Annotated in this window: 18 protein-coding genes; 11 read left to right on the top strand and 7 right to left on the bottom strand. The window is 46.0% G+C overall.

The genetic code is table 11. The features are described from left to right. Positions 1–46 precede the first annotated feature (46 nt). From AB6805_RS22995 to AB6805_RS22980, 4 genes are all read left to right on the top strand, one after another. A complete protein-coding gene (locus tag AB6805_RS22995; protein ID WP_370911798.1) occupies positions 47–901 on the top strand; it encodes a helix-turn-helix transcriptional regulator in 855 nt (284 codons plus the stop codon). A gap of 72 nt (positions 902–973) precedes the next feature. Then, entirely contained in the window at positions 974–1243 is a 270-nt protein-coding gene (locus tag AB6805_RS22990) for an aldo/keto reductase (protein ID WP_370911797.1), read from the top strand. Then, entirely contained in the window at positions 1227–1964 is a 738-nt protein-coding gene (locus tag AB6805_RS22985) for an aldo/keto reductase (protein ID WP_370911796.1), read from the top strand. The genes AB6805_RS22990 and AB6805_RS22985 overlap by 17 nt, the downstream gene beginning before the upstream one ends. Before the next feature lie 38 nt (positions 1965–2002). Further along, positions 2003–2491 carry an SMI1/KNR4 family protein gene (locus tag AB6805_RS22980; RefSeq protein WP_370911795.1) on the top strand — a complete coding sequence of 163 codons (489 nt, stop codon included), beginning with the start codon at positions 2003–2005 and terminating at the stop codon, positions 2489–2491. Between the two features lie 12 nt (positions 2492–2503). Here the strand turns inward: AB6805_RS22980 and bla are convergent, their stop codons facing one another. Further along, on the bottom strand, positions 2504–3376 hold the full coding sequence (gene bla, locus AB6805_RS22975) for a subclass B3 metallo-beta-lactamase (RefSeq protein WP_370911794.1): 873 nt from the start codon (positions 3374–3376) through the stop codon (positions 2504–2506). Positions 3377–3548: 172 nt separating this feature from the next. On the opposite strand from bla, the gene AB6805_RS22970 reads away from it, so the two are divergent. The 4 genes from AB6805_RS22970 (at position 3549) to AB6805_RS22955 (ending at position 9281) form a co-directional block, all read left to right on the top strand. Then, positions 3549–4175, top strand: a complete 627-nt coding sequence (locus AB6805_RS22970) for an RNA polymerase sigma factor (RefSeq protein WP_370911793.1) — start codon at positions 3549–3551, stop codon at positions 4173–4175. Between the two features lie 52 nt (positions 4176–4227). Further along, positions 4228–5160 carry a FecR family protein gene (locus tag AB6805_RS22965; RefSeq protein WP_370911792.1) on the top strand — a complete coding sequence of 311 codons (933 nt, stop codon included), beginning with the start codon at positions 4228–4230 and terminating at the stop codon, positions 5158–5160. Between the two features lie 140 nt (positions 5161–5300). After that, positions 5301–8468: a TonB-dependent receptor domain-containing protein gene (locus tag AB6805_RS22960; protein WP_370911791.1), complete on the top strand. Its 3168-nt coding sequence runs from the start codon at positions 5301–5303 to the stop codon at positions 8466–8468. Between the two features lie 9 nt (positions 8469–8477). Continuing rightward, positions 8478–9281 (top strand): hypothetical protein, encoded by an 804-nt coding sequence (locus tag AB6805_RS22955; RefSeq protein ID WP_370911790.1) that lies wholly within the window; start codon positions 8478–8480, stop codon positions 9279–9281. 92 nt (positions 9282–9373) lie between these two features. Here AB6805_RS22955 and AB6805_RS22950 read toward each other — a convergent pair whose 3' ends face one another. The 3 genes from AB6805_RS22950 to AB6805_RS22940 form a co-directional block, all read right to left on the bottom strand. Beyond that, complete coding sequence (locus AB6805_RS22950) at positions 9374–10441, bottom strand: alpha/beta hydrolase (RefSeq protein ID WP_370911789.1); 1068 nt, start codon at positions 10439–10441, stop codon at positions 9374–9376. Positions 10442–10471: 30 nt separating this feature from the next. Beyond that, a complete protein-coding gene (locus AB6805_RS22945) occupies positions 10472–11875 on the bottom strand; it encodes a S41 family peptidase (protein ID WP_370911788.1) in 1404 nt (467 codons plus the stop codon). Between the two features lie 65 nt (positions 11876–11940). Further along, positions 11941–12951 carry an OmpA family protein gene (locus tag AB6805_RS22940; protein ID WP_370911787.1) on the bottom strand — a complete coding sequence of 337 codons (1011 nt, stop codon included), beginning with the start codon at positions 12949–12951 and terminating at the stop codon, positions 11941–11943. Positions 12952–13238: 287 nt separating this feature from the next. Here AB6805_RS22940 and AB6805_RS22935 point away from each other — a divergent pair, with 287 nt between their 5' ends. The 3 genes from AB6805_RS22935 (at position 13239) to AB6805_RS22925 (ending at position 15599) form a co-directional block, all read left to right on the top strand. Next, complete coding sequence (locus tag AB6805_RS22935) at positions 13239–13817, top strand: TetR/AcrR family transcriptional regulator (RefSeq protein ID WP_370911786.1); 579 nt, start codon at positions 13239–13241, stop codon at positions 13815–13817. Positions 13818–13884: 67 nt separating this feature from the next. Beyond that, positions 13885–14688 (top strand): SDR family NAD(P)-dependent oxidoreductase, encoded by an 804-nt coding sequence (locus tag AB6805_RS22930; protein WP_370911785.1) that lies wholly within the window; start codon positions 13885–13887, stop codon positions 14686–14688. A 320-nt stretch (positions 14689–15008) separates the two neighbouring features. Beyond that, positions 15009–15599, top strand: a complete 591-nt coding sequence (locus tag AB6805_RS22925) for an alpha/beta hydrolase (RefSeq protein WP_370911784.1) — start codon at positions 15009–15011, stop codon at positions 15597–15599. 12 nt (positions 15600–15611) lie between these two features. On the opposite strand, the gene AB6805_RS22920 is transcribed toward AB6805_RS22925, so the two are convergent. From AB6805_RS22920 to AB6805_RS22910, 3 genes are all read right to left on the bottom strand, one after another. Further along, positions 15612–16385 (bottom strand): DUF3658 domain-containing protein, encoded by a 774-nt coding sequence (locus AB6805_RS22920; protein WP_370911783.1) that lies wholly within the window; start codon positions 16383–16385, stop codon positions 15612–15614. 85 nt (positions 16386–16470) lie between these two features. Next, positions 16471–18012 carry an FAD-dependent monooxygenase gene (locus AB6805_RS22915; protein ID WP_370911782.1) on the bottom strand — a complete coding sequence of 514 codons (1542 nt, stop codon included), beginning with the start codon at positions 18010–18012 and terminating at the stop codon, positions 16471–16473. Between the two features lie 40 nt (positions 18013–18052). Continuing rightward, positions 18053–18886 (bottom strand): DUF6597 domain-containing transcriptional factor, encoded by an 834-nt coding sequence (locus tag AB6805_RS22910; RefSeq protein WP_370911781.1) that lies wholly within the window; start codon positions 18884–18886, stop codon positions 18053–18055. Positions 18887–18907 lie beyond the last annotated feature (21 nt).

The raw sequence follows: 18907 nt of genomic DNA, 5'->3' as shown, positions 1-18907 counted from the left end.
GTTCATCCGGATATTGTCAGTACTTTTGGAGAACAATTTTTTGCTGATGCAAACTATTAAATCACTGCTTAACGATCATAAGCAAAATGATCAACTGCCCATCAGAATCGTTTCTCCGGATTTCGGGCATCTTTCCCCGGAGATCGCAGATCAGATTGAGCTAACGCATCGTTCACCTTATTACTTTGTGCTGCTTATGGTAAACGGTTGTACGCGGCATGACGTTGACCTCGAAGAATTCGATATCGAAAGCAATCAATTACTGATCGTGCGTCCGCACCAAATCCACCGCCTACCAGCTTCCGGGCATGGTAGCGATTATTTTAAGTTGGGCTTTGATGAAAATTGTCTTTCCCGGTTGCCAAAAGCATATCCCTTTCTGATTAATCCTTTAAACCAACAAAAGATAAGCGTTACCTCGGCAACTGCTGTCAGACTCAAAGCCATCTTCGAAATGCTCATCGATTTATTAAGCACTCCGGATACTGATCCGGAGCTTATCCTGGCGCACCTCAATAGCCTGTTAACCGAAATCAACCTGGCGTATTTTGATACGGATAAGGCGCCGGTGAACGATCATATCTCGAAGTGGATAGATTTTCAAATATTTGTTGAGGACAACCTGACCGATCATCCTACGATTAAAGACATAGCCGGCAAACTGGCATTAAGTACAGATGGCTTATACCAGATCGTGAAACAGCATTCCGGACTTTCGCCTAAAGAGTTTATTACTAATCGCCTTATACTCGAAGCCAGGCGCCGGATATCCCATGGCGAGCGCGCTTCCGTAAAGGAGCTGGCTTTCGGATTGGGCTTTAACGACCCTGATTACTTCTCCCGGCTATTTAAAAAAGTGACCGGTAAAACCATTTCGGCATTCTTCAGGGATCTGTCCTGATATTCACGGATTTTGTCCAGCCTTCTTCCCGCTGTTTCCACGAATATTGTTCCTGAAACTAATCACAAGACTATGAACAGACAACTTGGAAAAAACGGACCGCTGGTATCACCGGTTGGTTTAGGCTGCATGGGGATGTCGGGCGCTTACGGACCATCCGACGACAAACAATCCATATCGACCATTGAAAGAGCCCTGGAACTCGGGCACAACTTTTTAGACACAGCTGATTATTACCTCGCCGGCCATAACGAATCGTTAATCGGGCAGGCCATTCAGCATAAGCGCGACAAAGCTTTTCTCTCTGTCAAGACCGGCCAACTGGTTGCTCCCGGCCCCTAACGGCGCTATGGGTCCGGGTGCTGTTACCGGCCGTCCCGAATACATCCAAAACGCAGTGATGTATAGCTTAAAGCGACTTAAAACTGACTACATTGACCTCTACACACTGGCTCGCATAGATCCAGCTGTACCTGTTGAGGAGACGATTGGCGCTATGGCAGACCTGGTGCAAAAAGGGGTGATCCGGTATATCGGCCTGTCTGAAGCATCCGTAAAAAGTATACGCAAGGCCGCAGCCGTTCATCCCATCACGGCGCTGCAGATCGAATATTCACTTTGGAGCCGCGATATTGAAACCGAAGTGCTACCAACGTTAAGGGAGCTTGGCATTAGCCTGGTAGCCTACGCACCTTTAGGCCGTGGCTTCCTTACCGGGGAATATAAAAAGCCGGAAGATATAAAGGATAGTCGTGTTCATATGCCTCGCTTCCAGGGCGAAAATTTCTATAAAAATCTGGAGATGGTAGCGAAGATTAAATCACTGGCTGATGCAAAAGCTTGTACGCCGTCGCAATTAGCGATTGCCTGGGTGCTCGCACAAGGTGAAGACATCATTACAATTCCCGGTACCAAACGAATCAAAAATCTGGAAGAAAACATCGCATCTGAGAAGGTAAGTCTTACTGCTGAAGATCTGCAAAGCATTGAAGAAATCATGCCTGCGGGAAGCGTTTCAGGTACGAGGTATCCTGAAAAATTCATGAGTAGCCTGAATAAATAAGTACTTCGGCAAGCGGAATTTTCAAATATCTTGCAGACATGCAGCCAACTATCACAGAAATAATTTTAAAACTTGAGGATATCCACGGAATGCTCGGCATAACACTTTTCGATAAAGCTTCACCAGCAGATATTGACTTATTTGAGCAGACAATGGGTATAAAACTTCCCCAGGACTTAAAAACTTTTTACCTGTTTTGTAATGGATTTGAACAAGACGAAGACATGTTTCGAATGATTCCTTTAGATGAAATCATAGATAACACGCTTGGGGAAGAAAGAAGCACATATTTTTCTGTGCAAAACGGCTTTCACGTGGCAGAGTATTGTATTTACTGTGACAACTGGGAATTAAACTTAGACAAGGAGGATGAAAACAAATATACTATCAGCCACCTATCAGATAACAATACATTAACGCTCACCGATTCCTTACCGGAATTTCTGAATAGATTTCTCAATGGTGGTCTGTTTAACGGACTATATCCATGGCAAAGCGAAATTGAGCAAAGAACTTCCGGACGATAGCAATCTTTCCTGTTACTTAATCCTCTCCCGGTACACCTTTCTACTCTCCTCCAATGCCCTGTCGTACGCTTCCCTGTTGGCAAACAACGCCGGGTTATAAGGAGCATTCTCCTTACGTATCTCATGCAAATCAAACTGACTGGCATGGGCAGCTACCCATATGTCAAATTGAATTTTGGGCATGGTATCAAGGGTATATTTATAGTCAGCAGCGATCTGCGGGTAGGCAGTCACCTGTGAGAATTTCTTTTCCGTTACAATAGTAGGCATATTTGCCAGCAGTACTTTGTAAGTCTTACTGCTATCTTTCACCTCCATTAAAAAGCTGCAGGAGCCTTTCGTGTGGCCGGGGTGGTGGAGTACCAGCAATTTAGCATCTCCCAAACTAACTATATCCTTATCATGCAACAGCCCGGAGATTTTAACCGGCCTGAAAGCACTGAACTCGCCGCCCAGGGCATAATCCGTTTTGCCGCCGGACTTCACCACTGATTCATCCGCAGCATCTACCATGAATCTGGCGCCAGTCGCTTCCTGAACGGCGGCCATGGCGCCCAGGTGATCAAAGTGAGCCTGGTTGGTGAGCAGGATTTTGATATCACTAACCCTGAAGCCAAGCGCCTCTATGTTCTTTTTAATAACAGCTGCGGAAGAAGCCAGGCCGGTATTAACCAGTATATGCCCTGAAGGTGTGGCGATCAGGTAGCTGGCAAGATCATAGGTGCCCACATAATAAAGGTTACCCACAATACGGAAAGGCTGGTACGCCCTGGTCCACTCTTCACTGTGATTAGTAGGTTCTACCACTTTCTGAGCCAGTACATAGTTGCTCATGCAGGAGCACAGGATAACAGGTATTAATTTTTGAAGGATACGTTGACGCATATATGAAGTCCGGGATGAGCGATAAGTGATTGTCCCGCAAATTAATGAATTAAACAATTGGCGCCAGTCTATTTTCAACGTGATAAGCTTTAAATCCGGTTCACTAAAAATTCATTATTACTTAATGGTTTGATAACATTGTACAATTACATTCGCCGGGATATTCCAATACATGAACGCGAACCTGGAGGAGGATACCGAATTATTACAGGGAATCCGGCAAAATGACGCCGGTGCTTTCAGGCAATTATTTGACCGGTACTGGCAGCTGCTCTTTCAGCTGGCCGCCAGTAAAACAGGCCATGTACCCGACGCGGAAGATATGGTGCAGGAACTCTTCATTGAACTATGGCGTAAAAAAGAACCATTGGTGCTGCATGTGAGTCTTCAAAGCTACCTGGTATCCTGTATCTACCTGAAAATATTTCAATACTTCAGGAAGAAAGGATTCCAGGAAAAACACTATGAAGACTTTGCCCGTTATGAAACACAGATTAAGCTGTCGCCGGAGGCTACAAACCTTACAGACCTCTCTTTTGAAACTGAATACGGCCAACTGCAGGACATCATTACGCAGACCATCGCCCTCATGCCCCCGCAAATGAAAACTGTATTTTCGCTGAAACATTACCGGGGCATGACCACTAACGACATTGCTGCTGAATTAAGTATTTCTCCCGAATCTGTAAAAACACACCTGAAACTGGGCATGATCCGCCTGCGCAAAGCGGGTGAGCAATACCCTGCCGGCATTATCCTGCTGCCCGCTTTCTTAACCATGCTGGAGAGTTCATATTAAGTTAACATAAACGGCTTCCCCCATTTACCCCGCTTGCGCAATTACTGTTTGTATGGCGCAACGTAAAAAACAGCTGGATCAGCTACTGCATAAATTTCTGCACCGGAAAAGCAATCCAAAGGAAGCATCCTTATTATGGCAATGGTTGTGGCAACTGGATGTCCCCCGGGAGCATAGCGCCGACGGACAACAGGAACGCATGTGGCAGGCTATTTCCCGGGAAACTATCACGGTGGCTCCTAAACGGAAGCATCAGCGCTGGCAGCCACTTTTAGCCGCAGCCGCCCTGCTGCTTTGCCTGGTAGCCATTGGCTGGTTGCTGCGGAAGCCCGCCGTGCAACCCATTGAAAATTATATGGTACGCAGCGACAATCAACACATGAAGTCCATTGGTTTACCCGATGGCAGTACGGTTATACTCAACCGCTCCTCTACCCTTACCTGGTCTTCCGATTATAATCACAAAGAGCGGAAGGTAATACTTACCGGAGAAGGATATTTCAAAGTAGCTACCGATGGTCACCGGCCATTTATTGTGCAGTCGGCGGGGCTGGAAACACGCGTGCTCGGCACTGCATTTAACATAGAGGCGCACGAAGGGGCCACCCAAATACGGGTAGCACTCACGGCGGGTAAAATAGCGGTGCATCCCATAAATCAGCCGCAGCAGCCACTGCTGCTGGAACCGGGGCAGCTGCTGCGCTATGAGCCGGCCACCGGGAAGTTATCCACCAGCGCCTTTACCAATGATGTTGCGGCCTGGACAACCGGCGGACTTTCTTTCAATGGTATTCCACTATCAGAAGCATTCCGGCAGCTGGAAGCTCATTATCATATCCGGATTCAGTATCGCCCCCAGCAGGTGGCGCATAAAACAGTGACCGCTTCCATGGGGAAAACCAGCTGGCAGCAAGCCTTGTCGGCTATCCTGTTTCCGCACGATTTAAAATATAAAGTAGAAGACAGCATCATCATTATCCAATAAGCGCAAAAAAGGAGGCGCGTCCAACACCTCCCTTTGTAATACCTGCATTTAAAAACACAAGTATCAGTATGAACTACAATTTTACCCAAAAAAGGGGAAAGTGCAAAAGTCGCAAAAGGCCAGGGCAGTTATTTTATTGTTTGCTGCTTACATTAACACTGCTTCAGCTATCCGCCGCGGCACAATTCAATCAGTTAACAGAAAAAGTAACGGTTCACCTCCAAACCACTTCGGGCTTAAAAGTGATTGAAGCCCTCGATAAACAAAGCAGTTACGGATTCACCTTTGCGGCAGAACAATTAAGCGCAGTGAATATTCTGGCCTTCGATGCTTCCAATATCACATTGGGAGAAGCGCTCCAGCAGCTGCACAAACAATACGGACTGCAGTTTTCCCTCCAGGATAAAAACATTTCAGTAAAAGCAGCACCACCCGCAGCTGGTAAACAGGCGCCCGGTAAAGTAACCGGTAAAGTACTGGACGACGAAAACGGCAAACCTGTCATTGGCGCCACTATCCGGGTCAACAACAAAGGTACTGTTACCGATGTGGAAGGCGCATTTACATTACAGTTACCGGCGGGTAAATATGAAGCCATGATCAGCTCCATTGGATATGGCACCAAAGCCATCACCGATATTGACATAAGAGATAATCAAACCTTTGTACTCAATGCTTCCCTCAAAAGAAGCAAAGGACAACTTCAAAGCGTAGTGGTAACTGCCAATGCCCGGAAAGAAAGTGTGAACGCTCTCCTGCTGCAACAGAAGAAAGCAGCAGAAATCACCAATGGCATAAGTGCGGAAGAAATATCCCGCACCCCGGATAAAAATATCGGTGAAAGCTTAAAGCGTATCAGTGGCGTCAGCACCAACGAGAATAAGTATGTGATTGTACGCGGTATCGGCGAACGCTATAATACTGCCATGCTCGATGGTATTGTATTACCCAGCACAGAAGCACAAAGCAGGAACTTCTCTTTTGACCTCATTCCATCTAACCTGGTGGATAATGTAGTGGTTAGCAAAACAGTAACACCGGATATGAATGCCAGCTTTGGTGGTGGCCTCATTCAGATCAATACCAAAGATATTCCTGTAAGCAATTTCACCTCCGTTAGTGTTGGCGCCTCTTATAACGACCAAACCACCGGTAAAGATTTTTACAGCCGGGCGAGAGGCAAATATGATTTCCTGGGATTTGATGATGGCCACAGGGGACAATATCCTGCCAACCTGCGACCAACACAAGATATCTATTACCCGGAGCATAAAATACCTTTTGATATCTTTCAGCAGAGCCGTGAGTTTAAAAACAACGACAATTTCACCACCTACCGGTACAAAGCGATGCCTTCGCAGAACTACCAGTTTACGATCGGCAGAGTGCTGGGACCGGACACCACCGGGCGCCATAAACTGGGATATACGGGCTCTCTCAGCTATCGCAACACCCAAACCACTACGGAACACGAGGATCTGCGAAGGGGCTCCTGGCTGGCCACCGATAGCAGTGTAAACAATACCGGCGCCACTTATAGTTTTGTGACTACCATAGGCGCATTGTTAAATATTGGCTGGCAAACGGGTAACAACCGTTTCAGTTTCCGCAACACCTATACCCGGATGTTTGATAATGCATTAGTAAGAACCTTTGGCTATGATAAAGAACAGGGCAGACCGCATAAGGAGGATCCTCCTATGCTCCGGGAAACAGATGATCCTACCTTCCTGGATCTGTTACAAAATAAACTGAGCGGACAACATCTTGCAGGGAAAGTAAAAATAGACTGGAACCTGGCCAGAACAGCCATACACCGGAATGAAAAGGATGTGATCTTCACCTCAGCGGGCCCTGAAAAAGTAGGTGATAGTTACATTTATGTTTACGGCCCCGGTAGTAGCAGTGAACCCAAAGAACTCCCCATGTCCAGGTCATACTTCCGGAATAATGAAACGCACTATAACTGGGCTGTTAGCGCCGCAGTACCTTTCCGCGTGGGTGGCATTTTCAGCACCTTCAAAACCGGGTATGCCGGGAATTTAAAAAAGAGCCGGTTCCGCTGGGAGATAGCACCGTTAGCCGCCACTGGTCTGATGGCCGACAGTCTCCACTACCTGCCTGTAGGCGAATGGGGAAATCATATGTACGATTCCTCCGGCTTTCTGTATGCTATAAATCCCTTTGGCCTGGATTACTATGAGGGCAAAAGTGAATCCCACGCGGGCTTTGTGATGTTTGATCAGCAACTGTTGAAAAACCTGCGGCTGGTATGGGGTGTTCGTGCAGAGTACTATGCGTATACGGAAATCAACAACCCTACCAATACCAAATTAAGTTTTTATATTCCGAAAGAAGATCCGAAATGGCAATGGATGCCTTCCGCCAATCTTACCTGGAACGTAACCCAACAGTTTAATCTGCGGGCTTCCTGGAGCAATACTACTGTACGGCCGGAACTGATGGACAATGGGCGCTTTAACCGCTACAGTCCTTATTACGATGGACAACTGATGACGGGAGGCATTACCTCTACCCGTATTGCCAGTTACGATTTTAAAGCAGAATGGTATCCCGGCGCCGGTGAAATTATTTCAGCAGGCGTTTTCCATAAATATTTTGACAAACCAGTCGAATTAGTCATCAACGCCAATTCCGGCAATCCTGCTTATGTATTGCAAAATTCAGAATGGGCCAAAGTATACGGACTCGAATTTGAAGCCAGAAAAAACCTGGGTTTTATCGCACCGGCGGTATGGCTGCAAAACATTACACTGTTCGGTAACCTCACGTTGCAGAAATCTACCGTACAAAGTCAATACACCATGTTGGATGGCAGTAACAATACGGAAATCACTTATATATACAACACTAAAAGGGAATTATACGGACAAGTACCCTTCCTGCTGAATGCAGGCATCACGTATAGCGGCAAACATATTGGTTTTAATATCGCTTATAACAAAGCCGGGTATAAAACCAACCTGGTATCTGATCAGCCCACTTTGATGGAACGTGAAATGCCCCGGGAACAACTGGATGCACAGGTGAGCTACAGGATGCTTCGTAATAAGCTGGAGGTGAAATTAAATATGGGCAATTTATTAAATGGTCCGTTTCAATATTACAGAAATCTCAACTCGAGGCAGAAACCAGACTATGTTCCCTCAGACGACCACCGGTATGAATGGAGTGACAAGTTTGAATGGCTTCCGGGATACAGCGAAAAATATGAAGCCGGTGATACCCGTACCTTCACCCGTTTCCTGGGCCGTACTTATAGTTTATCCATGTCCTATAACTTCTAAATAAATATCATGAAAAGCATCTGCAGATTATTAATATATATTTTAGCCATCACTTTATTCACTACTGCCTGTAACAAAAAAGAACTGGCAATACCCCCAACAGCCGTTGTAAAGATGACATTCCAGGGCTACTCCTTTGATGATACCCTGGAAGTAGTAAAGAATAACGAGGTATTAGCTACACTGAGAGCCAACAGTTCTTTTAGCGTCATTGCACTGATAGCCGTCAAAAATGATAAAGAAGAGGTTGGTCTGCGAAAAAAAGGAACTACTGCTATTCTCAGCACATTTGAAGTAAACCGGGTCCCTTTCGAACAACAGAAAAAAATATTCTTTGATGGTAAGACTGTGAATGACAAAATGGAACTGACGCCCGTTAGTAACCCGGCAAACGTAGGTTTCCGGTTGTTGTTTAAAACCGATTTCCCCTATTTCTATGGGGGCCCGGTAGATTTTGTTATTTGGGAACAAACAGTCGACAATAATACTTATGAATACACCAATAAAAAAATAACGGAAGTAAAAAACGTTGGCAACGCCTTTGGTGACTTTGTAGAATTACCGCGGCTCATCAGCACGGATCAGGTGTCAAAAAACTATATATTCAGAGTATACAAGGCAGGCACCACGGAACTGCCATATAAAGAAGGCGTAGATCTGTCTGCTATACCAGATTTTGAATTTTACTATGGTATCATTGACGCGGCAAAGGCAGGTCAGAGTGCGTTACTCATGGTTGGCCCTTATTACTACTCGGATACAATGTTAGGCGAGGGCTTCCGGGTGGAAGATATTGCATACTTTTTCCGTTAAAATCTACTTATCCCTATACAACAATAAGCCGTCCCAGTATTAATGGCGACGGCTTATTACTTTATAACCTTCATGTCCGTTTGTCATTGCTCCTACTTCGGATTTTGTTTAAACGACAAACTTTTTTCAAAGAATTGCAGCATTTTTCCTTCAATCCTGTCAGCAACATGATTGATATGGTCGCCATCATAAATTTCGAAGGAATGTGCAATGTTGTATTTGCTCAATACTTCATCCAGTGTTCTGATACTTTCCGCAATGGATCTATCTTTATCGCCTGCATCAAAACCAATGGACTTCAGTTTCCTGATGTTATAGATATATTGATCCAAATTATTTAACGGGCGGTTCGCATCCCACTTATTCAATATTTCCGGCTGTATATTTCCATTTTTTATTGGAAGATCAAGATAGAATGGAGGATTTGCCGGGTTGGGTGACCAGGCGGCCGCGGATGCAAAAAGTGCTTTCGTGAAAAAATCTGCTTTTTGCAGCTGTTCAATCGTCTTGATGCTGTCTGCCCGGAGGAACTGCGTTTCCGCGGCCATTGCCGGAGAGTTCAGGCAACAGGGGCTTAACAGGTATACCGTTGAAAATACATCAGGATTCTTTTCCCCGATCCGCAGTGCTCCATAGCCGCCCATCGAGTGGCCGCATAAGCCCCTGCTCTCCTTCTGTGCAAGGGTACGGTAGTGGCTATCGATATAGTTCACCAGTTCCCGGGCAACAAAGTCTTCCCAATTTCCGGTTGTAACTGAATTGGAATACATACTTCCCTGGAAAAGGGTATAAGCATCAGGAGTAACCACAATCATCTCCTGATCCGTTTTTTGAGAAAACGCAGTATCTAATATAGGAGGCAGTGTCATCCAGTGTTTCTGGAAGCCGTAAAATTTTGCATCATTATCCGTGTAGCCATGCAGGAAGTACACTACAGGATAGCGTTTCTTAGTACCGGACTTGTAGCCGGCTGGTAAATAAACGGAGACGTAGCGGTCTGCACTGTCGCCACTGAGATTGCCTTCCAGCAATTTGCCGTGCACTTTTATCCGCTCCACAGTACCTTTTGCGATTTTTGGTTGCTGTGCCAGGATTTTTACGGGGTGACACAACAACAGGAAGACAAAAGCAATAGCGAAACAGGTTACGTATTTTATCATATCGTTACAATTTTCGTTAGATTACCTATCTCATTCCTCAACATACCGCACTGCAAATTCCACCCAGTCTTCCACAGAACTGTCCATATAAATATCCGGCTGGATACCGATATTGTCTATCGGGTAGTCTGGCAAACGCATGGCCCGGTAGGTAGGAATAAATACCTCGTAACCGGGGCATCCGAAATCTACCTGATATGCGTTGCCGTAATCTAATGCGCCAGAACTGGGTGTGCCCAATAACTTGACCTTTTTGCTCTGCTTTGCGATAAACAAAAAATATTCTGCCGAACTCCCTGTTCCCTTATCTGCAAGGATAACAATCTGCCGCGGGCTTTTCGCTGCCAGCTCAACCTTTTCTATATAGGCAGGTTTATCTGTACCGCTAAAGTTCACGAATTTACCCAGGTTTTCTTTTAATTTATCTATTTGTTTGTCTATTTGATCTGTTGGGGTATTCTTATCCAGGCTTTTTTTATAGGTCTGAAGGTTCCCGATATAAGTTTGGGTAGATAGAAATTCTGTCCCGGTGTTCCGTATTGATTTTCCGGAGATGTACGGGAGAAGTTGCTGATAAGCATCTGTTGTGCCTCCCGGATTGCCACGAAGGTCGATGATCAGGTTTTCGCTGCCCTCCATCTGCATGCGGTGCTGCGAAATCAGCTCCTCGATTTTTTGGAGATACCGGTATTCAAAACTTGGTAATTTAAGGATCGACGTTCTGGCAGATAATTTTTTGAAATAAAAGCCGGTCAGCTCCGTCAGCTTTTCTTCCAGCTGGGCTGCACTTACCGATGGTGAGGGTACTTCTCTGACCAACGCCATACTTATCGCATCCAGAAACAGGATGCTTTTCTTATGCATGTGATAGTGCCCTGTTTTTTTGGACCGGTCAAGCATCAGGTATTCAAAAGAACCATCCGGAAACAACCGGAACTTTATATCTCCGGCTTTCCACTGCGTGGATGCGGCAGCGATAATAAACCCGGTGTATTCATTGCTACTCCCCTTTTTAATCCCAATCTTGTAACCTTCTGTGGACCACACCCCCTCCAGCGTATCCCGCGTGAGCTTCATTTTTTCCCGGAAATCCGGAATATCGATCACGATAGATGCTGCTGAACCACTGCTGCCGGAGGAAAAAGGAGCGCCATTTGAACCTACCCATAAATGGGGATCTTTAAAGAAATCGGTATACTTTTTTAGTATTTTTTCGCAGGCGGTACTATCTGCATTTTTTGCCTCCCTGGTCAGATGCTGCTTTAATTCTTCGTAGGAGGATCCTTCCTTCGTCTTTGCCTCAAAACCCGGATACTCGCCTTCGACTTTCTTTATCAGTTTTTCCAATGCCACTGTGCAGTTGCAGCCGGTTTGCTGCGCGTACATCGAAAGGGAAAACATATTGAACGCAAGGCAAAGTAATAATCTTTTCATGTTGATGTCTATTTATGGGGCTGCAAATATAGCGTGACCGCCCTATTCAACGCCACCTGCGAGAGCTATTTCTTTATAAGTTCCACTCTCCTGTTCTTCGCTTTACCTTCCTCTGAACCATTGTCAGCAATTGGCTGCGCTGAACCAAATCCTTCAGAACTTAAGCGGGACTTGTCAATACCGGATGAACTCAACGCCTCCAGCACCGCCCTGGCCCTGTCTTTCGACAACTGCAGGTTATGTGCATCATTACCGGTGTTGTCTGTATAACCATTGATAGCCACTTTCAAAACGGGGGTTGCTTTTAATGCCTTTGTAATTTCCGCCACCGCATCATTCCCTTCTGGCTTCAGGGTGAATTTATCTGTATCGAAGTTGATATACAGAATTGCTTTCCCTTTTTCGTTCAGGTCTCTAGTTATTTCGTCGGCTTTCAGCAGGGTGATAGTTTGTTTAAACCCTTCCTGCTGCAATATATTCAGCTTGCCTTGGGCGGAGGTGCCAGACAGCTGGATATAAATATTGCTTCCATTGGCCCTGCGAATAATATAAGTTTTGATTTGGTCTTCCGTATAACCGATAGAACCGTCCTCCCCCAGGTAAGAAGCGGCCGGACTGTAGCGGTCATATTCTTCTTTCGAAATTGATCCGTCAAATATCTTTACGCCGCCGGCAGCTTTGATGGCTTCATCATAACTCTTTTCAAAAAAAGGAAGGGACCACTCACCCTGTTTTATTTCGCTGATATTACTTTTCCATATGCGACCTTCCAGCGGTACCATTTTACCATCGATGGCGAAAAAAAGACGGTCAAACTTACGCTCAACAGGTTTGTTCATGGTCTCTAAGCCCTCCGGTAAGGTAAAAAAGGGGAAAGCACCCAGTTCTTTTTCTGATACCGGTATCGCATCAACGTTAAAGACGGCGGATGCTGTGGCCGGTTTATTCTCCGTCGTTGCAATAACATCGGTCTTTGGGATAGAATCAGCGGTGCCTGCCTGTTGCTTGCCCTTATTATTGCAAGCGCACGCAAAAGCCAAATAAGAAATGCCGAAGAACAATACACGAATTCTCATAATAGGTATTTTTATTAAAAAAGATTTGTTGCCAGCCGGTACATCATCAGCCAGCGTGGGTTTAAACCAAATTTAAATATCAGGAGAAAAATCCGGATTGCCTATTACTTCTTTGCCGGTAATCAAAAAATACCTGGAAATAAGGAGAAAAAACGGCTTCGCGTATCTTCTTCAAAGCGCCGGTATAAAACATCTCTCCCATCGCATCTGGTTCAACTCCCACCTGCTTCTAAAATTAAATTTGTATCAATCGATACAATATGTATATTTGCACCAGATTTATTAACATGGCAGGCAGAAATAAGATATATAATGAGGAGGAGGCACTTGATAAGGCTATAAGTGTTTTTTGGGAGAAAGGTTATGACAACGCATCCTCGAGAGATTTGCAGAAAGCCATGGGCATAGGCATGAGTAGTTTTTACCTGGCTTATAAGGGGGGTAAACAAGAATTATTCATCAAGTCCATGAACCGTTTCTTTTCGGTTTACCCTAGCGCCGTTTTAACGATGCTGAAAATCGTGGAGAATCCCATAGAAGTACTCAGGCAGTACTATTATGCAATGGCTGACGCGGATGGAATGTTTGGGAAATTTGGGTGTTATTTCAGTAATGCAATCGTACAAATTGGCGACCCGGACCTGAAAGACCTCGCGATAAAGCATATAACAGATATTGCCGACGCTTTTTCAGAGGCTTTACTAAAGGCTAAAAAAGCAGGCATCATTAACCCGGTAATTCCGCAAGAGTTGTGGAGTGTGTATTTGCTGAATTTATGGACCGGGTTAAATACTACAAAATCTATTGAAAAAAATCCAAAGAAATTAAAAGCAGCTATCGATTTCAGCTTGAAGGTTTTTGAATAACCTTTTTTTTGATCGATATTGTATCAAATGATACAATATATAAAATTAACAGTAAATCAAAACAAACATGAAAAAGACAATTTTAATTACCGGCGCATCATCAGGTTTTGGACTTATGCTGGCGAACAATCTTCACCAGAATGGCTATAACGTGATTGGCACCAGCCGGGAACCGGAAAAGTACAAGGATAAATTTCCTTTTAAATTATTGCGCCTCGATATTGCTGATGATAACTCCATCGAATCATTCACAAAACAATTATCGTCTGAAATAAAGCAGCTCGATGTATTGGTAAACAATGCCGGTTACATGGTGACGGGCATTGCAGAAGAAACGCCAATAGCAGTGGGAAGGCAACAGTTTGAAACTAATTTCTGGGGTACTGTAAAGATTACGAATGCTTTGTTGCCAATGTTCAGAAAACAGAAAGCGGGGCAAATTATTACCGTGAGTTCTATCGTTGGTTTGATCGGGCCTCCCAATCTGTCTTACTATTCCGCCTCAAAACACGCCGTAGAAGGCTATTTTAAATCCCTACGATTTGAACTCAACCAGTTTAACATTAAAGTGAGCGTGGTGGAACCGGTATGGTTTAAAACTAATCTTGGTCATAATGCGGTTTCGTCAAGCGTAGGCATCCCCGCATATGATTCGTACAGGCGCCAGGTTAATGCCTTCACGAAAAAAGGTCTGGAAGAAGCAGAAGCGCCGGATGCAGTTGTTAACACCATTACAAAATTAATTAATGCAAAGGAGCCGAAGTTTAGCAATCCGGTTGGGAAAATGACCGGTATGATCCTCTTTTTGCAAAGCTATGCCCATAAAATGTTTGAAGGGTCCGTACTTAAAAGCGTAAGATCGGCGATTTAAGGACTTTTGCGGAATAACAGGACAGCATAGATATTACCGGCAGAGGTTGCATAGGCATTGATATGCGTACGATGTAATGAAAGTGCAATCCTCTGTTTAAAAAAATTTTGGTAATATCGCACACTGCAACGTTAACAATGAACGTTTATCGCTGGCTAGAAGCAAGGAAATTTATGGTGCAAAGTGTGAAAGTGAGTCTTTTTATTTTATGGTTGTTCTGTAGTTTCCCGGGGGCCGCGCAAACCCTGAAGGATACAGCTAAAAAAGAACAAAAGACCGTTTATCTTTTTAGTGGTATAGGTGCCGATTCAAGTATATTCATGAATCTGAAACTTCCGGGGTACCATAAAGTTTACATCAACTGGATCCCCGCGTTGCCCAAAGAATCAATAACGCAGTATGCAGGCAGGATAAAGAGCCAGATCACAGTTGAAAATCCGTATATCATCGGGCTTTCTTTTGGAGGCATTGTGGCGGTGGAAGTATCCAAACAGATATCAGTGAAAAAAATGGTACTCATCTCTTCTGTCGAGACAAAAGATGAGTTGAATAAAATACAGTTCTTTTTCATGAAGCTGGGTTTATACCGGCTAATTCCAGGTGTATTAATCAGGCGGACCAATTTTCTTACCTATCGTTATTTCGGCGCCCGGTCCCCAAATGATAAAAAGGAACTGACAAAATTATTGCAGGATACAAATGTATTGTTTTTCCGCTGGGCACTGAGAGGCATTGCTTATTGGAATAATAAAGAAACACCTGAAAGAACCATTCAAATACATGGCACAGCCGACAGGGTAATCGCCAGCAGGTTTGTACATCCCGACTATCGTATCAAAGGCGGCGGACATCTCATGGTTTTTAATCAGGCGGATACGATCAGCAAAATTATCCTGCATTATTTTCGTTAGCGGCGCCTATGATCACTTTTTGGCAAGCCTTACCCGGAACGTCCTCATAGAGGTGCGTATTCCGTCCGCTTCGATTTGACCACTCACAATTAAGTGTTCCAGCCTTGAGCTGACAAACCCGTCTCCAAGGCTATTGCGGGGATCACTAAATCCCATCGTTTGCCCTATTACCCGGACGGCCGGCTTCCAGCGCTTGTCACAATGCGACAATAGCAGGTCATCATGTGCGGATAATTCCCGGAACTGCAACACGCCATTTTCATCACATTCCCTCAGCAATTCAGGACGGGATGCAATATCCTCAAATTCACGGGCCAGTTTGCTGCGTTCTGCAATAGGCAACAGTACTGCCTGACTGATCAGCGGCGCCAGCGCCTCAAAGGAATATAGTGCTATACTGTGGTAGCCCATTATGGGAGGCGCCTGCACCAGCATAACCTTTACAGGTATACGCTCCAGCCAGTGGCAAGCCATTCTTATAAACACGTAGTCGTTGCCGTCACTGCCTGCCCATATGACCAGCCTGTTTGCCGGCTGCGCCAGCAAACGGGTCTGTAATTCCCGCCAGCGGGCAAATGCATCGGTGTCACGGCCCAACCAGGTGAGGTTTTCTTTATCAAAGCCCAGGCTCCGCAGGAATGCCATTCGCTTTTCTCCATCATCCAGCGGGCCGGTACCGGGAATGTCATTGAAAGCAAATACTTCGCCGGTCAGCATACGCTTTTTGACCGCCCAGCTAAGTATGCCGCCCCCGCTCAGGGAGGAGACGATGTGTACATCCGCCATATAGATTTCTTTAACAGGAAGTGATCTGGTAAAAATAAGCGTATATCCGGCAAACTTTCCGTCATTCGTCAACTTTTTTCCTGCATTACAAAAACCAGTGAGCGGCAGCCTTTTGGAGTTCGTCGTAATCCGGTTCGTTGTCCGAAGCCCAGGCAACAATACCATCGGGGCGTATCAGTATGGCGCTTACGCCTAACGGGTCTTTTGCTTTGCCTGCAATATACCTGATCCGGTTGCTGTACGCTTCTGTCCAGGCTTTAAGTGTAGCATTCGTGTCAAAATCAAGCAATATCCCCTCGCCATCGTGCATCAGGTCCCCTATTCCTGTACCGTCTCCGAATTCAAAGTTGGGAACGCTGTAGCCTGTCAATGGATGCGTTCCACCGAGATCATAGCGGGTAAAAATGCCCCATACCCTTCCCGCAATATAAGTGGCGCCATCGCGCGTATTTATCAGGTCACGGAAAATTGCATACAGTGCGCGGGCATGAGGATCCGGCCGCATAATGGCCACCTGGGCACGTGACCAGTCCAGCACCTTTGCGCCAATGGGGTGCCGTTCCGTATAGTAGCTGTCCAGCAAACCTTCCGGCGCATTATCCCGGATGGTAGCGGCAAGCTTCCATCCAAGGTTCATGGCATCACCCAGTCCGAGATTTAGTCCCTGGCCGCCCAATGGCGAGTGAATGTGTGCGGCATCGCCTGCCAACAGTACCCGTCCATTGCGGTAGGCAGTGGCTTGCCGCGCCCTGTCAGTCCAGGTGGTGGCGAAATATAGCGCGCTGATGGTAACATCGGTATCAGAGATGCGGCGCAACACCTCCTGAATGTGCTCCAGCGTAATTGGTTTCCCTGCATCATGAAATGTTCCGCCATCAAAATCCTGGATCATCAGGTAGCCAGGCTGTGATTGAAGGTACATGCCTTTTGCAGTCATGTTACGGCCCGGATTGAGTTGCTGGGGATCGGCAATATCCACTTTGGCAGAGTAGCCGGTAAATTCCGGCTCCGTACCTGCGAATTCAAAACCGCCCGTCTTGCGGACAACACTGCGGCTTCCATCGCAGCCCACCAGCCATTTACATTGAAACGACCGGTCACCTGCCAGCACTGTTACGTCACTGTTGGTTTGGTGAAAGCCAGTAACGCCCAGCCCACGCCTGATGGTTACCCCCAGGGATACTGCGCGGCGGGTCAGCACTGTTTCAAGTTCGTGCATTTCAGATATTAAACTGGTCTCCGTCGAACCTGGCAGGCGATATTTCCATTGCGACCTGTCAATATCGCCATCGTGGAATGGAATGCCGGCGAAGTGCCCGGCCTGACGGCGTGGTCCCTGTACCGCGTTTGAGTGGGGACTTTTAAGCCGTTTATGTATTTCAAATTCTTTCAGTAACCCACGACGGTAAAGCGCTTCAATAGTAGGCGCCGATAGCCCGCGTATCCCGAAAGGAAGTTGTTTCAATAAAGAATCCGGTGTCTCCGTCTTTTCCAGTACCAGGACGGAACATTTGGCCAGGGCCAGTTCACAGGCGAGGAACAGGCCCACAGGCCCTGCGCCCGAAATGATTACATCGTAAATAGTATGATTTTGTGCAGGTTCCTGGCTTACAAGTGTAGCGTTCATATAGCATAATTGAAGCACAAAATTCCGGAATGCCTGCTCATCAGGCTTGTATAAACGCGACAAAATGGCCCGCAACAGCCAGCTTCCTTTTCTTTGTTCTCCGCGCAAATGCCGCCGGCGTAGTGCCGCTGTAGCGCTTGAACTCCCGGCTCAGGTGAGCCTGATCTGTATAGCCTACCTCATGAGCCAGACCGGCAAGGTTGGTATCCGGGTAAAGCCATAACTGGTTTCGTACCTGCTCGAAGCGCATCACACCAGACACGTCTTTAACAGTATGACCGGAAGATTGCTTGAACTTTCGTTCCAATGTACGAACCGTAGCATGAGCCGCCGCCGCTATCCCGCTTACCGGTATAGCACCATTTGCCTGTCTCATAGCTACTCCCGCTTTGAATAGCATACTGTCTGCAGCAACCTGCGACCCCGCGTCCAGGAAATACTGTTTTACATGAGCCAGCGCTTCATCCATTTTCTTTCCCTCCATACATTTACTCAATGTGGATTGAAGCCGGGCGATCGGATGTTCAAAGATGTTCGTGCCTTTCTTACCGGACGGCAGTCCGAGCAAATCAAATACGGTCCAGGGAAAGCACCTGATACCGATGACTTCCAGGCAATCTTTCGCGTTTAAAACAACGGGCTTATTAAGCAACCCCATTATAAATGGCGATGGCAATGGTTGCAAACCTCCATGGTGGGAAATGTGACAGTCGCCTCCGAAATGAAAAACAATTTCAGCGTAACCATCCGGTAGTATCTCGAAATCCGATGGTAATTCCCCGAAGTCTACCCTGGTATACCAAAAGCACTTTATAGCGTGTTGCAGCTCTTCAGGAGGATCAAATTCCTGGTGCTGCATTTTGAAAGATAGCATATCCGGGGTGTTTGTTTAACA

This window comes from Chitinophaga sp. RCC_12 (genome assembly GCF_041360695.1).
Taxonomy (GTDB): domain Bacteria; phylum Bacteroidota; class Bacteroidia; order Chitinophagales; family Chitinophagaceae; genus Chitinophaga.
Note: the sequence above shows the minus strand (reverse complement) of the source record. Positions and strands in the feature narration are given on the sequence as shown.